The sequence below is a fragment of the Streptomyces sp. NPDC051677 genome (assembly GCF_044453465.1).
Lineage (GTDB): Bacteria > Actinomycetota > Actinomycetes > Streptomycetales > Streptomycetaceae > Streptomyces.
The window spans coordinates 1-15,823 of sequence record NZ_JBITCT010000003.1; the positions used below are offsets into that span (position 1 = coordinate 1).

The 15,823-nt window shown below is 70.7% G+C and carries 7 protein-coding genes; 3 read left to right on the forward strand and 4 right to left on the reverse strand.

Annotation, left to right across the window (positions count from 1 at the left end):
- Window positions 1-162 precede the first annotated feature (162 nt).
- A complete protein-coding gene (locus tag ACIBAF_RS04525; RefSeq protein WP_399461621.1) occupies window positions 163-654 on the reverse strand; it encodes an ATP-binding protein in 492 nt (163 codons plus the stop codon).
- Window positions 655-817: 163 nt separating this feature from the next.
- On the opposite strand from ACIBAF_RS04525, the gene ACIBAF_RS04530 reads away from it, so the two are divergent.
- Window positions 818-1,693: a Scr1 family TA system antitoxin-like transcriptional regulator gene (locus tag ACIBAF_RS04530; protein ID WP_399461622.1), complete on the forward strand. Its 876-nt coding sequence runs from the start codon at window positions 818-820 to the stop codon at window positions 1,691-1,693.
- Window positions 1,690-1,893, forward strand: coding sequence for a DUF397 domain-containing protein (locus tag ACIBAF_RS04535; protein WP_399461623.1), 204 nt, complete (start codon window positions 1,690-1,692; stop codon window positions 1,891-1,893). Before ACIBAF_RS04530 ends, ACIBAF_RS04535 begins: the two co-directional genes overlap by 4 nt.
- Window positions 1,894-1,917: 24 nt before the next feature.
- On the opposite strand, the gene ACIBAF_RS04540 is transcribed toward ACIBAF_RS04535, so the two are convergent.
- From ACIBAF_RS04540 to ACIBAF_RS04550, 3 genes are all read right to left on the reverse strand, one after another.
- Window positions 1,918-6,069, reverse strand: a complete 4,152-nt coding sequence (locus tag ACIBAF_RS04540) for an Eco57I restriction-modification methylase domain-containing protein (RefSeq protein WP_399461624.1) — start codon at window positions 6,067-6,069, stop codon at window positions 1,918-1,920.
- Complete coding sequence (locus tag ACIBAF_RS04545) at window positions 6,066-9,047, reverse strand: helicase-related protein (protein WP_399461625.1); 2,982 nt, start codon at window positions 9,045-9,047, stop codon at window positions 6,066-6,068. Before ACIBAF_RS04545 ends, ACIBAF_RS04540 begins: the two co-directional genes overlap by 4 nt.
- A gap of 144 nt (window positions 9,048-9,191) precedes the next feature.
- Window positions 9,192-14,462 (reverse strand): DEAD/DEAH box helicase, encoded by a 5,271-nt coding sequence (locus ACIBAF_RS04550; RefSeq protein WP_399461626.1) that lies wholly within the window; start codon window positions 14,460-14,462, stop codon window positions 9,192-9,194.
- Between the two features lie 296 nt (window positions 14,463-14,758).
- Here ACIBAF_RS04550 and ACIBAF_RS04555 point away from each other — a divergent pair, with 296 nt between their 5' ends.
- Window positions 14,759-15,700 carry a serine/threonine-protein kinase gene (locus ACIBAF_RS04555; protein WP_399461849.1) on the forward strand — a complete coding sequence of 314 codons (942 nt, stop codon included), beginning with the start codon at window positions 14,759-14,761 and terminating at the stop codon, window positions 15,698-15,700.
- Window positions 15,701-15,823: the final 123 nt, after the last annotated feature.

Below are 15,823 nucleotides of genomic sequence, written 5' to 3' on the forward strand. Positions count from 1 at the left end.
AACAAGGACCTAGACAATCCTCATTCTCGCTGGTCAGAGGCACTTTCTGCTTTCCTGACCGCCTGCCGGACAGCCCACCTCATGAAAGCGCGAGGTTAAGCGTGAAGGCCGTTCACGATCACCGTCAATCCCCAACTCCTGTGAGTAGGTGCATAGTTGAGCTCACGCGCCCCCCTTGAGCGCGGGTTCACGCCGGCCGCACTCGGCCCAGACTGTCTTGCCGCCGGGGTGGTGGGGTTCGCATCCCCAGGCATCGGCAAGCGAGGCGACGAGCAGCAGGCCGCGCCCCGACTCGCCGTCCCCATCTCCGTCGCCGTCTCTGTCTGGTGCCGGTTCGGGCAGGCGGTCGCCTCGGGCGTCCGTGACCTCGATGCGCAGGGTGCCGGCCGTGAGGGTCAGGGCGAGGCGGGCGTGGCGGCCCCGTACGCGGCCGTGCAGGGCGGCGTTCGCGGTGAGTTCCGCGATGAGGAGGGAGGCCGTGGCCGCGTCCTCTTCGCCGACCGCGACCTCCGGGCAGTCCCGCTGGTCGGCGAGCCAGCGTTCGGCTGCGTGGCGGGCGGTGTGGGCGCCGTGTCTGCTGGTGGGGAACGTGAGGCGGAAGCGGTGGGTGGTGGCGGTCGGTTCACCGGTGACGGTGACGGTTTGCTGGATCACCTCACCGAGAGTGACGGAGTGCTTCTACTGTGTGGAGGGTGCGGGGCGGTACGGAGGGTGACTGTCCCGGGGCGGAGGGCGGGATGCCCGGGCGTACGGCCGTGACCTGGCCGGACGTTCGGCGGTTCGCCCCTGGTGCGACGGAAGTGGGCGGTGGTACGGGATGGCGGCACAGGCGGGCGGTTCGGGGGCTCCCACCGGCGGTGAGGCGGATGGTACGGACGAGGTGGCCGACCTGTTCCGGGCGCTCGGGCGGCAGATCAAGGTCGCGCGGGCACGGGCCGGGATGAGCCAGAAGGAGCTGGGCGACCGGCTCGGGTACGGGGAGGAGACCATCTCGTCCGTGGAGCGGGGGCGGCGGACGCCTCAGCCTGAACTGCTGGTCTCGGTGGATGAGTTGCTGGAGTGCGGGGGGCTGCTGGCGTCTGCGGCGGAGGATGTGGAGCGGGCGCGGGCGCGGAGGAGGGTGCGGCATCCGGAGTGGTTTCGGGATTATGCGCGGTTGGAGGCGGAGGCGGTCCAACTCTGCTACTTCGCCAACCAGGCGGTGCCGGGGCTGTTGCAGACCAAGGAGTACGCACGGGCTGTGTTCGCCAGCCGACAGCCGCTCTTCGACGAGGAGACGATCGAGCAGCGCGTCACCGCGAGGATGGCACGTCAGGAGCTGATGACTCGCTGGCCACCGCCGACAGTGAGTGCCATCATCCAGGAGAGTGTGCTGCGCCAACCGTTCGGCGGACTGGACGTTCAGCGTGGGCAGTTGGAGCACTTGCTCAGGACCGGCGATTTGCGCCACGTGGAAGTCCAGGTGATGCCGACGACCAGTCAGGATCACGCAGGAATGGGCGGCCCGTTCACTCTGCTTACCCCGAAGGGCAAGCCACAGGTTGCCTACCTGGAGGTCCAGCACATCAGCCGCCTGATCACCGATCCGGACGAGGTACGTGTTCTCGCCGCGAAGCATGGAAGCATCCGGGGACAGGCGCTCACTCCGCGCGAGTCCCTGCGCCTGATCGAGAAGATGCTGGGAGACCTATGAACACCGAACAGCCCATACGGCTCAGCTGGTTCAAGAGCAGCTACAGCGGTGACGAAGGCGGCGAATGCGTTGAGGTCGCGGCCGACGGGACCACCGTCCGCGTACGGGACTCCAAGGCACGGAGCGGCGGTCCGCAACTCGCGTTCACGCGGGGCGCGTGGGCCGGGTTCGTCGCGGACCTCGGGCGGGACGCGTTCTGACCGACACGCCCGAGGCTGCGGCACTCAGACCGCGTGACGCGGACCCTTCCCCGGCGGCGGGTCGAGTACGGTTCGGTACTCGTCGCCGGTTGCGCGGGACTCCTCCATGCGGTCGTAGATGTCGAGGATGAGGTCCTTGGTGCGGTAGGCGCCGCCGTGGGCGGCCTCGTCCTCGCGCTTCACCACGGGGAAGGTGTCCATGACGTACTCCGCGTCCGCCCGGCTGACCCCGTAGAGGTGGAAGAGCGCCGCGTCCAGCTCCACGCGCAGCAGCTCACGACGCCCCTCGTCCCACCTGAACGGGGCTCCCTCGTAGCCAAGGTCTTCGGCGAAGTCGGCCATGTCCCGGCTGGTGTAGGCGAGTTCCACCACACGAGCGGTGAACCACTCCGCCCCGCCTGGCACCGCGCGGAAGTCGGCGAGCAGCGGAACCGGGAGTTGATAGAGGTAGCCGTACGTCAGGTGCGTTCCGGCGATCTTCTGCCGGATCACATAGTCGAAGACGAACGACGACATGCACGCCTGGAGCAGCGCAGCCGACTCGGCGTCCTCCGGGAACATGAGCGGATTGGTGTGCCCGACGCCGTAAGGCGGGAGCACGGTCGCCATGGTCGTCCGGGTGTCAGTGGAGCGGGCGATGTCCCGCCATCCCATCAGCCACCCGTTCCACCACTTCCGTTCCGCCAGCCGCGTCTCCACCCCCGCCCACATGATCCGGTTCCCCTTCTTGTCCCGCTTCCCCGAGTCCACGTCGAACTCCGGCACCCAGTACCGGGGCATCGGCGCGAAGTCGGGGTCGTCGTGCTGTTCCGGCGTCACACGCGGGAGGGTGCCGACGTTGGCCTGGGCCTGGGTCTGGCCCTCGTACGTGCCGAGGCGGTGGTCGAAGTGATGGAGCATCTTCGCCTCGTACAGCGGGAGATAACGGCGCGTCTTCCCCTCTTCATCGACGCGCGTGAAGACGTTGCCGGTCAACTGCCAGCCCTCGTCCGCCAGTTCCTGCTTGCCCCGGAACAGGTGGGAGTCGGAGGCCATGTTGAACAGGCCCTGCCGGAAGGTCAGCCCCCATGGGTTGCTGCCGCCCCTGCCGTATTCGTCCGGCTCCTTGAGCAGAACCGGGACTCGGCTGTAGACACCGAAGGTGATCTCCGCGTCACGCCGGGACTCGAAGACCGGGAGGTTCCCGGTGTTCGGGTTGACCAGCAGGATCTCCTCCAGCGGCATGGTGAACCGGCGCGCAGGCAGGTCCTCCATGTACCAGGTCCCGAACGCGAAGGAAGCCTCCCGGACCTGCTCCTCCCGGCCAGTGACCGTGAGTAGACAGAAGCGCGTCGAATGGTGCACATCCCGGCTCAGCACCCACGCCTCGTTCTTGAAGTCCAGGAACGACACCAGCCGCTTCGAGCGCACCAAGTCGGAGAAGAACGGTGCCGTCGTCGCATCCGTGGCGATGCCCGTCTGCAGGACCAGCCCGAACCGCCCTTGCGGCGCGATCCCGTGCGACGCCGCCTCCGCGAACAGCGGATACGTGTTCAGCTTGCCCCGCGCGGCCAGCTGGAACCGACCCGACCAACGCGCGAGATGAGAGAAGCCGTCGGACCGCCGCTTGTCGGCAATGTACTCGGCGTGCAGCTCCCGGTCGGCCTCGTCCTCGCTCTCCGCGAGTTCGTCGATCAGGGCCTGCCGTGCCGCCTGGTTCTCGGCTTTGGCAATCTTCGGGGCGACAGTGGCGAAGTGCTCCTCGGTCTTGAACTCAAGGGTCTCCCACGGCGGATTCCCCAGCACACAGCTGAACCCGCCCTTCCACCCGGTCCGCTCGTCCACCCCGGGCGCCCCCGAATCTGCCGGAACCCGGAAAACCTCCGGGAACTCCAGGTGCCAGTGGAAGAACCGGTACTCCTCCCGCAGATCCTCGATGTGCTTCAACGTACCGTCGGGCAAGCTCGCGCCGCCGTCCTCGGAGTGCAGGGTCAGCAGCGACTGCGTGGTCAGCGCGGGCGGCGTCGCCGTCTTCGTCTTCTTCCAGACGAACGCGGCGCACCAGGCGTCGGCCAGCTCCAGCGCCCGGATGTAGTCCGGGGAGGTGGTCAGCTCGCGGTACGCCTTGGCCTGGTTCTGGACGTCCTCCAGTTCCTGCGAGTCCGTCCCCGTGATCGCCGAGACCGTCTCGCCGAACTCCGCGTTGGACTCGGCCAGCACCTCCTCCTCCGCGAACAGGGCGTCCTGGTTCGCCCCGTGGCGCAGCGCGATCTTCCACGCGGTCCGCTCCGCCGCGTTGCGCTTCTTCAGGTCGGTGACGTGCTTCGACTCGTCGCCTTCCAGCGGCTTGAACGCGTCGTCGGGCAGGCCCTCGGCCAGCAGCTTCGGGGTCGTGCCCAACAACCCGTTGCCGTGCTTGATGTGGGCGTCGAGGAAGGTGAGCGGACGGCCCGGCCTCATCGCCTCGATCCACAACGACACCTTGGCCAGCTCCACGGCCATCTCGTTGAGGTCGACGCCGTACACGCACCGTGCGATGACGTCCCGCAGTGCGTGCCGTACGTCCTCGGCGCTCGGCTCGGGGTCGTCGGTGCGGATCTCGGCGAGGCGGCGGGCGATGCGGCGGGCGGCGGCGACCAGGAAGTGGCCGGAGCCGCAGGCGGGGTCGCACACCGTCAGGGCGAGCAGTGCGTCCTCGCGCTCCTTCTTCGTCGTACCGGACTTGACGGCCTGGTCGATGACCGGGTCGAGGGTGGAGTCGAGGAGGCAGTCGATGAGGGGGGACGGGGTGTAGTAGGAGCCGGAGGTCTTGCGGTCGTTGCCATCCAGCTTGGCCAGGACGTACTCGTTGCCCTCGCCGAGGCGCGGCTCCAGTTCGAGCAGGGACTCGTAGACCGAGCCGAGTTCGTCGGCGCCGAGGTGACGGTAGTCGACCTTGCGGGGGCGGCCCAGCTTGGCGTCGTACACCTCGGACAGGGCGTGTACGGCCTCGTACAGGGACTGGTTGGACAGGCTGAGGCCGTCCAGGATCGCGTCCGTGGCGGTGGGCTCGAACAGGCCGCCCAGCGCTGGGAGTCCGAGTTCGGGGCGGCCGCCGGGGGTGCCGAGGCCCTCGATGACCAGCCGCAGCGCCTGCCACTGGTCGCCGTGGAGGGTGCCGGTGCGGCGGGCGACGCGGCACAGGCGGGCCGTGGAGAAGTACTTCTCGTACGTGTCGCGGGCCTGCTCGGTGGCGTCGGGGTGCAGGAGCAGGTCGCGGTCCTCGGTGACGAAGAGGAACAGCAGGCGGTAGGCGAGGCGCAGCAGGGCCGGGTGGAGGTCGTCGCGGACGTTCTTGTCGCGGGTGGTGCGCAGGGCGTCGCGCAGGTCGACGTTGTCGGGGTGGGTGATCAGACCCGTGCCGATCACGGTCAGGGCCTTCTCGACGCCCTTGCGGAGTTCCTTCAGCGCGCGGGTGCCGCTGTCGATGGCCTCGGTGCGCCACTTCTCCAGCGGGCAGGTCGCGGCCGGCTCGCCCTCGGCGCGGGGCTCGAAGCGGGTGCGGTGCAGCAGGCGCCACAGGAGGACGAAGTCGTCGGAGCGGTCGCCGTCGAAGATCGCCCGGAGGTCGAACTCGATGAACGCGGCGCCGGTGAGGGAGGCGGACTCGCGCAGCAGGCGCAGCTGGCGGCCGTTGGAGAGGACACCCCAGAGGGTGGAGTCCGCCGAGCGGTTGAGGTACTCCTGCACCATCGACTGGGGGGCCTGCTTGGCCAGTTCGGTGGTGCGCGTGTCGAGGGGGACGTTCCAGCCGGTGAGGTGGACGGGGACGTGCGCCCAGTGGTGGCTGACCTCGAAGTCCTTCTCGCCGTCGTGGGAGGGCAGGCCGGGCGCGGGGACGGGGGTGAGGGCGCCGAAGCCGAACTGCTCGAAGAGGGGCAGCAGCCAGCGTTCGGTGGTGACGCCGACCGCGTGCACGCCGGGGTCGGCGCCGTCGCGGGCCAGGGCGTCCTGGTAGGAGGCCCACACACCGCGCAGATAGCCCCAGGAGCGTTCGGCGGCGTCCCGTACCGAGTCGCCCTTGGCGTACAGGCGGTAGTCGGCGGGCTTGGAGCCGGTCTGCTCCTTGCCCTCCTTGATCCGGACCAGGAGGTCGTACGGCAGGAGGCCGCCGACGGTGGCGACGGAGTCGGTGACGAGGGTCCTGGCGGTACTCATGCGCCCACTCCCTGGGGGAACGTCGGGGCCGGGCGGTAGTGGTACACGCCCAGGATGTCCGGGTCGCCCTGGGGGACGACCTTCAGGCCCGCGAGGCGGGCGCGGGAGGCGGTACGGACCCTGCGATGCGACGCCTCCAGGGTGCGGCCCAACTCGGCCGACTGGTCCCGCAGTTCAGGCAGGATCGCGGGCAGGGCGGCCAGGATCTCGGCGATGTGCTCGGTGGCGAACTTCGGGTCGGTGTTCTGGGTGGCGCGGGCATCGAGGAGGGCCACAGCCTCGTCCTCCGGCAGCCATTCGGGGGCGTCGGGCCTGCCTCGGTAGGCGATCACGCGGGCGTCCTCGGCAAGCTGCTCGCGCACCGAGCCGTCACGGGCGGGCAGGTTCAGCTGGAAGCGGTGGCGCACCAGCAGGAGCGTGGTGTTCCGCTCCACTGCCGTCGTACGGACGACTCCGCAGCGGCGGGCCGGGCGCTGCCACTCGGGGACCTTGCCGGCGTCGTCGAGGGCCGCGTCCAGCACGAAGCGGGCGACGGCGGCGACCACCGGGTCGGTGCGGGTGAGGGCGGCCTCGCCGCGCGGGGCGCTGGGGGCGTCGTGGAAGACGACCGGGCGGGGGTGGCGGGGGCCGAGCGCGTGGGAGACGGTGTCCCGCAGGCCCTGCGGGAGGGCGTCGGTGTGCGCGGTGAAGCCGCCCTGCTTCGTCGCGGCGGGCATACCGCGCAGGGCGCCCAGGGCGCGGCGGGTGAAGTCCCGTACCTCCTCGCCGGTGCCGAGCGCGGCAAGAATCTCGTCGACCTCGGCGGCCACCTCGTCCTTCTTGATGGTGAGCTGGGCGTAGCGGGAGCGGTGGCGTTTCTCCCGGTCGGCGGAGGACTGCCAGGCGATCTCCAGCTGCTCGGCCACCTCCTCCTGCGCGAACAGCCCCTCCTGCTCGTACGGCGACCGCTCACCGCGCAGGATCAGTCCCTCGAAGACGGCCTGCATGGCGCTCTCTGACTCCTGCGGCACGGGCACGGAGATGCCGGTGACCCGGCGGATGCGCTCGTGCTTGCGGAGCAGGACGTTGAGGACGATGCCGTCGACGGGGTTGTCGGCGCCGTACAGGGTGAGCGCCTTGACGACGTCGGTGCGCTGGCCGAAGCGGTCCACGCGGCCCTCGCGCTGCTCGTGGCGGGTCGGGTTCCACGCGAGGTCGTAGTGGACGACGGCGTCGAAGGACTCCTGGAGGTTGACGCCCTCGGAGAGGCAGTCGGTGGCGACCAGGACGAGGCGCTCGGGCGCGGGGTTGCCCTCCTCGTCGGTGCCGCACAGCTCGGCGATGCGAGTGACCCGCTGGTCGGGCGAGAGTTCGCCGGTGACGGAGGCGACCGCGACCGGGTGTTCGGTGCCCTTCTTGTTGAGGATCTTCTTGAGGTGGTCGGCCACGTAGTCGGCGGTCGCGATGTAGCGGCAGAAGACAATGGGCCGGTAGCCCTGGTCGAGGAGGTCGGAGACGGTGGTGATCAGCTTCTTCAGCTTGGCGTCGCGGGTCGGGCCGTAGAGCTTCCTGGCCGCTTCGGCCATGGCGACCAGGCGGGCCTTCTCCTCGGCGTCGGCGTCGGCGTCAGGCTCGGTGCCGGTGGCGTCGGTGCCGGTGGCCGTGGGACCGGTGGCCTTGGGGAGGCGGGTGCCCGGTACGGCGTCCGCGGACTCGGGGGTCTCGCTGTCGGCCGGGTCGGAGACGGTGCGCTCCCCGGTGCGGTCCGCCTCGGCGGGGGTGTCCGCCTCCTCGACGCCGGCGCGCGTGTTCAGGGACTGCACGGCGGCGGCCGGGGAGGAGGACAGGGTGCGCAGCAGGGCGAGGGTGGACCACCAGCGCTGGCGCTGCTGGAGGGCGCCGTCCGCCGCGCGTACGGTCTCGCGGGCGTACGACAGGACCTCGTCGAGGAGCTTCTTGTAGTCGCGGTGCAGGGTGTAGGCGGTCTCGGCGGTGTCCCGGGAGGAAGGGAAGTGCGCGCCGTCCTGGAAGTCCTCGCGGATGTCGGCGCGGCGGCGCTGCACGAAGAACTCGGCGAGCAGCCTGCGGCCCGCGTCGGTGTCGAGGGGGACGGCTGCCAGGCGGTCGTCGAGCAGGCCGATCAGGCGGCGGAACGGCTCCTCCTTGCCGCTGTGCGGAGTGGCCGTCACGAGGAGGAGGTGGCGGTCGGTCCGGTCGGCGAGGGCGCGCAGCAGCGCGTACCGCTGCTGGGAGGAGCGGGCGGACGCGCCGACCGTGGTGTCGGAGACGCAGGAGTGCGCCTCGTCGACGATCACCAGGTCGGGGCAGTGGCGCAGGAAGTCCTCGCGGTGGCGGGGGGACTTGATGAAGTCGGTGGAGACGACGTACGCGCCGTCCGGGCGGAACACCGACTGGCCGTACGGTGTCTCGCGCTCCAGACGGCCGATCGTGGACGGCAGCACGAGACGGGCGTCGACGCCGAACTTGCCGTACAGCTCGGCCCGCCACTGCTCGGCCAGGGCGGGCGAGCACAGCACGACCAGGCCTCGGGCGTCGCCCTGCGCCAGCAGCTCGGCGGCGATCAGCCCGGCCTCCACGGTCTTGCCGATACCGACGTCGTCGGCGATCAGCAGCCGGACGGTGTCCTGACGCAGCGCCATCAGCAACGGGACCAGCTGGTACGGGCGGGGGTCGACGGCGATCGAGGCAAGCGACCGGAAGGGGCCCGCGCCGGAGCGGAAGCCGATGCGCAGGGCGGTGCGCAGCAGCCCGGCGGCCTGCTGGTCGCCGAGGTCGGAGGGGGTGGGCGGGGCGAAGGTGGCGGGGACGACGGTCTCCAGGCCGGGCAGGACGCCCGCGATGTCGTCGTCGGCGCCGCCGAGCGGGCGCAGGACCAGCAGGTCGGATGTGGAGTCGGGCAGCACGACCCACTCACGGCCCCGGGCGTGGACGAGGGAGCCGACGGCGTACTGCCGGGTCGGCTGGGCGGCGGTGGTCATGCGGGCCTTCCGGGGTCGGGGCGGTAGGGGTCGGTGCGGGAGGTCGTTCGGGCGGGTGGCCGGGGCGGTGCCGGGCGGATCGCGTGCGGGCCGTGGGACCGGGGCGGGCCGAAGAGGTCCGTCCCGATCCCTGGGATCAGCAGATCAGCGGCGCGCCTCGCCGAACACCGAAGGGTAGTCGGCGACGGCCTTGGACCAGTCGTCGTCGTAGCGGATGCGGACGACCTCCCAGCCGATCTCCTTCAGCCGCTCCGCGGCCTCCTCGTCGCGCAGCGTCGTCTCCGCGTGGTCGTGGTGCGGGCCGTCGACGAAGACCGCGACGGGGCCGAAGGAGGTGTCGTAGACGAAGTCCGGCTTGGACAGGGCCGCGCTCAGCTTCACCTGCTGGTGGTCGGGCAGGCGGTGGCCGTGGGTCCTGAGGTAGGCGACGAACCGCTCCTCCAGGGAGGAGTCGGCGCCCTTGATGAGCGCGTCGGCCTGCTCGTCGCGGGTGCGGCCCGCGTGGCTGGAGCCGACCTCGCCGCCCGCGAAGTCCATCAGCAACTGCTTCACCAGGGTGCGGTCGATCATCCGGTGGTGGCGCTGGTTGCCGAAGGAGAGCAGGCAGTCGTAGCAGCCCTTCTCGCACGGGTCGCCCTTGCGTTTCTCGGCTCCCCGGTCGCGCCCGACCTGGTCGAAGTGCGCGATCTCCAGGGCCCGGCGGGCGGCGCGGGCCAGCGCGTCGGGCTCGGCCTGGAGGCGGCGCAGGACGCCCGCGCCGCCCTCGGCGCTCTCGATGAACAGCAGCCGCTCGCGGGGACCGTCGTGCGGCGGCAGCTCCTCGGTGTCCAGCTCGGAGTCCTCCAGCTGGAACTCCGCCTCGATGCCCCGCTCCAGCGCGTACTGGAGGGTGATCGCGGTGTCCTTGTCGACGGGGGCCGCGAGCTTGAGCACGAGGATGTTGCGGGTGTCCTGGACGTACGGGATGACGGGGACCTTGCGCACGACCTTCTCCGCGTCGGCGAGGCCCTCGTCCTCCACCGGGGTCTCCCGGCCGGGCCCGCTCGTGCTCGGCCTGCCGGTGGAGCCGGCCAGCCACTGGCCGGTGGCCGGGTCGAGCCAGAAGCCGATGTCGCCCTTGGCGACCGAGCGGCGGTAACCCAGGTTGGTGAGCCGGACGGTGGCACTGTCGCCGTAGGCCAGTTCGGCGAGGAGACGGCCGGCCGCGGCCTTCGCCTCGGCGCGCAGCGAACCGTCCCGGCCGTCCTCCCGCTGCTTGAAACGGTAGGAGATCTCCACCGCGTAGCCCGTGCGCTGGCGCTCCTCCTCGTCGGAGGAGATCCGGTCGCGGCGGTGGGTGAAGACGGTGTGCAGGTGCAGCAGCCCGGTGCGGGGGTCGCCGTACGCGCTGCCGCAGCCCAGGCAGGTGTCCTCGCGCCGCTCCTCGGGGGACAGATAGCCGCAGCCCTGGCACACCTTGGCGCTCTCGGTGGTCAGTTCACCGCTGGTGTCCGGGGGCAGCTGCACCCGGTCCACCTTGAACCGGCTGCCCTCGTGGTAGATCAGCGCGCCCGGCCCGAACTCGCGGATCGCGATGAAGCGGGACCGCTGGAGGTAGTCGCCGTCGTAGCCGCGGCTGGTGCGGCCGGTGCCGGGGATGTACGCGGCGAGCGGCAGCCGGGGGAAGGAGTAGCCGGGCAGGAAGCCCTCGGAGGCGAAGTAGCGGTACGGGTAGAAGTCGGACAGCACCGTGCGCTCGCCGCCCTGCCTGTTCTCCAGGAGGGCGATCTGGTTCTCCGCCTGGGCGCGGCGGCGGACGGCCTGGGCCTGGGAGCGGCCGGTCGCCGTGCGGTTGCGGATGTTGTCGTGCTGGATCTCCCGCTCCTCCAGGGCCTTGCGGTAGAGGTCCCGCCACCGTCCGCACTTCTCGTAGAAAAGCCCAGGGGCCTTGGCGACGGTGTCCTCCAGCCACTGCTCGTGCCACCAGGACGTCTCGCGCAGGGCGTCGACGCAGCCCGCGAGGACGGTGCGGGCCCGCACGAGGGCGCGCTGCTGGGCGGCCGGCATGCCGATCTGCTCCCGCACCTCGGGCAGCAGCTCCAGCGAGGGGGTCTTGCCGTGGGTGTCGAGGATCTTGGTCATGGTGCGGCCGAGTTCGAGGCGGGTCTCGGCGAGCCAGATGGCGTGCACGTGGGAGGCGAGCAGGTCCTCGTTGGCCAGGTCGAGGCGGGGCGCGGCGACGGTTCCCGCGACCATCTGGTCGGAGCGGGTGAAGTAGTACTGGTCGTGGCTGTTGCCGGTCGCGCAGTACGTGGTGACCAGCGCGGGCTGGCCGGAGCGGCCCGCGCGGCCGGAGCGCTGGGCGTAGTTCGCGGGGGTCGGCGGGACGTTGCGGAGGTTGACGGCGTTGAGGCTGGCGATGTCGACGCCGAGTTCCATGGTGGGCGAGCAGTACAGCAGGGGCAGCGGCAGGCCTTTGCTGAACAGCTTCTCCCGCTCCTCGCGGACGTCGGGGTGGACCTGGGCAGTGTGCTCGGCGGCGTGCAGTCCGGCGAAGGTGGACGCGACCTCCTTGTAGAGCCCCTTGAAGAAAGCGTTGACGCGGGGGCCCTGGCCGGTGCGGTAGGTGCGGCGCAGTCGGTCCACCGTGCCGTGCTCGTCGTCACGGGCATGCCAGCGGATCACCGGGTGGTGAATCTGGTAGCCGGGGTCCTCGCCCCGGCCGTGGGTGATCCGGCTCAGGACACCGCCGTCGGCGAGAATCTCCAGCAGGTCGCGGATCACGTCCTGGGCGTCGTCGAGGGAGAGGTCGTGGCTCCAGTCCGGGAAGGTGTCCGGCTTGCGGACGTGGCGGCCGAAGGCGCCGCGGCCGGTGAGGTTCTTCTCGCTGCGGCTGCGGCCGGGCCGCCCCGCGCGCGGCAGGGCGACGGTCGGTGTGGGGGGCGCCGCCTCGGTGTCGGCGATCCCCCAGGCGTCGTTGAGCTTCGCCGACTCCTTGCGCAGCTCGTTGAACTTCGCCTCGGTGAAGTACGGGGTGTCCACGGCCCGCTGGCGGCGCAGCTCGTCCATGAGGACCCGGGCGAGATCGAGCCGGGTGGCGGGAGTGGCGGTGCGCAGCGGCCCCGCCGCCCGCTGCCAGCGCTCCTCGTCCTCGGCGATCTGGTCGAGCCCCGCGTACTCCAGGCCGAGCAGACCGGTCTGCTCCAGGTTGGGCATGGTGATCCGCCAGCCGCGCTCCAGGTCCAGGAAGAGCCGGTACTCGGCCACCTGGGCCAGCGCGTCCCGCGTCTCCTCGGCGAGCGCCTCCACTTCGGTGGGGTTGTTGGCGTACTCGTGCGGGGCCAGCCCCAGGGCCTCGACGACCTCCTCGCCCAGCCGCTTCCAGCGCAGCCCCTTCTCCCCCGCCTTCAGCATCGCGCGGTACAGCGCACCCCGCAGCTGGGTGACCATCACGAAGTCGTTGAAGTGCCCGGACTGCAGGCTGGCGTCCTGCCGGTTGTCGACGAAGGTGAGCAACTTGCGTGCGTCCTCGCCGAGTTCCTTCTCCGGCAGACTCTTCAGGTGGCGCACGATGGAAGCGCTGACGACAGACGTGGCCGTGGACCGGCCCTCCTGGTCGAGCGTCATCAGTTTGGCGAAATCCCGCTCCCGCACTTCCTCGTAGCTGACCCCGCACTCCAGGCAGAACAGGAACGGGGCGGGCACGTAGGCGGCGTAGAGTCCGCCCGCGTCCTTGTTCACCGCCGTGCCGTCGGGCCTCACCCACACGGGCTGCGGGGCGCGCTTCTTGCGGCTCGTGGTGAGGACGGGCGTGCCCTTCTTCGGGTCGAGGGTGAGCCAGCTGTCGGGGAAGCGGCGCTGGTCGATCGCGTCCGTGACACGCTCGGGCCAGGGGTTGACGGCCGAGAGGTAGAGGTAGCCCTGTTCGTCGTCCGCGTCCTCCCGGGTGCGGAAGGAGACCTTGCCGTCGTCGCCCTGCTCGCGGGCCACGGTGAGGTACTCCTGGCCGCACTCGCGGCAGAAGGACAGCGGCAGCAGGAGCTTCTCCGGCTCTCCGGGCACCCGCTGCTGGTAGGTGCGGGTGATGTGGCGGCTGTCCGCCGGCTCCAGGGAGACGTACGCCGAGCCGCCCTTGGAGAGGAACTGGTGGAGGCGGAACGCGAACAGCGCGCGGTCGTCGGCGTCGCGGACCTGCGTGCCGGCCCGGAGCGTGGACCGGATGGCCTTGGCGCAGGCGGTGTACGACTCGTCCTCGGGGGCGTCACGCGGGATGTCGAAGGCGTCCTCGCGGAGGACACGCGCGGCGAGCTCCACGGTGGTGGGCTTTGCGCGCACCAGCAGGCGGGTGCCGTCCTCGTCGGTGGTCTCGGTGAGGCCGAAGGCCGTCTCCACCCAACGGGCCAGCGGGTCGGCCTTGAGTGCGTCGTACTCCAGCGGAGGGTTGTTCTCCCTTACGCGGGCAGCGAGTTCAGCACGTATGGGAGGCGTTTCCCCGGTCGCGCGGACCAGGGTCTCGCCCACCACCCGGTCCGGGGAGATCTCCGTGTCGAACAGGGTGGAGGCGACCTCGGCGATCTCACGGCGGCGGGCGGCGGGGGTGCCCTTGGTGGACATGGTGGCGGAGGTGCCGACGCACTGCAGGGCGGGCGACTCGCACGCCTCGCGCACGCGCCGGACCAGCAGGGCGACGTCGGCGCCCTGACGGCCGCGGTAGGTGTGCAGTTCGTCCAGGACAAGGAAGCGCAGGCCCTTGGCCCGGCCGATGAGCCGCTTGCGCTCCTCGGGGCGGGTGAGCATCAGCTCCAGCATCACGTAGTTGGTGAGCAGGATGTCCGGGGGGGTGTCGAGGACCGCGTCCTTCTCGGACTGCTTCTCCTGGCCCGTGTAACGGGCGTACGTGACGGGCTCGTCGCCCTCGCCGTATCCGGCGGTGAGGAACTTCCTCAGCTCGCCCCGCTGGCTGTTGGCCAGCGCGTTCATCGGGTAGACGATGATCGCCTTGATGCTCGGGGGGTCTCCGGGCCGCTTCTCGCCCAGGATCCGGCTGACGATGGGCACGATGTAGCCGAGGCTCTTTCCGGAGCCGGTGCCGGTCGTCAGGACGTACGAGTCCTTCGAGTCGGCGGCCTCGATGGCGTCACGCTGATGCCGGTGGAAGCGGATGGGACGGATCGTCGCACCCCGCTTGTCCTTGCCGGTGCGGAAGATCCTCTTGCACTCGGGGTGGAGCAGGCCGAGGTCGTCGGCGAGGTGGTCGACGGTGCCGCCGCTCGCGAAGCTCGGGTTGAGCGAGAGCCAGGGGTCGGGCCACTGGTCTCCGTCGGCAAGGGACTTGGACACCTTCTCGCCGATCCGCGGGTCGTCGATCACCACCGATCCGGACGTGTACTCCTTGTAATCCCGGATGAGCCGACGGTGCACCTCGAAGACGTCCACGTGATCCTCACTAGCTCCCGACGTAATCCACGCCTCACCGTAGTGGGTGAGGCGCACGGGACGAACCGCCCCGTCTTCACCCCATGAGAGCAGAGCATGTGAACTCAGTCAACGAATAAAGCGTCGCGCGGGCGGCATTCGAGGCACCGCCGTGTCACACTCTCCCTGACACCAGCCCGGGCAGGGCGCGGCAGGGCACGGAGGGGACGGGCCGCAGCGCGAATGGACACCGGAACACTGATCGCCGGTCGCTACCGGATCAAGCGCCTCATCGGCCGGGGCGGCATGGGAGTCGTCTGGCTCGCCCACGACGAGAACCTGGGCCGCGACGTGGCGTTGAAGACCATGAACGTCGATCCGGGACTCACGAAGGAGCAGCGCGCCCGCGAGACGCCGAAAGGTTCCGCCGGGAGGCGCAGGCCGTCGCGCGACTCGACCACGCGGGCCTCGCCACCGTCTACGACCTCGGCGAGGAGAACGGCACCCGCTTTCTCGTCATGCAGTACGTGATCGGGCCCCCGCTCGACGACCGGATCGCCGAGGAGGGCCCGCTCTCCATCGAGGAGACCGCGTCGATCGGCGTCCAGATCGCCTCCGTCCTGGGCTCGGTGCACGCCCGCGACGTCGTGCACCGCGACCTCAAGGGCAGCAACGTCGTGATCCGCACGGACGGCGTGGTCAAGGTCCTGGACTTCGGCGTCGCCGCCTTCCTCGACCCGGACACCACCGGCCTCACCACGACCGGCGAGCGCCCCGGCAGTCTGGAGTGCATGGCGCCGGAACAGGTGCGGGGCAAGCCGGTCGACCCCCGCACCGATCTGTACGCGCTGGGCTGTCTGCTGTACGCGATGCTGACGGGCGAGCCGGTCTTCACCCACGAGTCCGAACTGATGCTGCCCGGCATGATCCTGGAGCGGCCGCCCGTACCACCCGGCAGGCTCCGCGCGGGCATCCCCTCCGAACTGGAGGACCTGGTGCTCCAGCTGCTGGCCAAGGACCCCGGCGAGCGGCCCGCCCACGCCGGCGAGGTGTGGCGGCGCCTCGCGGTGTGGCTGCCCGAGCGCCGCACCCCCGAACAGGCACTCGTCCCGTGGGCCGAGGTCGACCCGCTGCGGCCCTTCACCCACCCGATGGGACCCGAGGCCCGGCCGGTGCGGGCATGGGCGGCATCGGGGCGGAACGGCCGATCGGGGCGGACAGGGGCGACGCCCGGGCGGCACGGCCGGCCGTCGCACTGACCCTCGCGCCCCGCCGACCGGAACGCGACATACGCCCCAAAGTCTGCCATCACACATCTGTGAACAAAGTCAATGGTCATGTACGCTGACGGATGCAGTTCGGAGGAAGGGTGGCTTGATCAC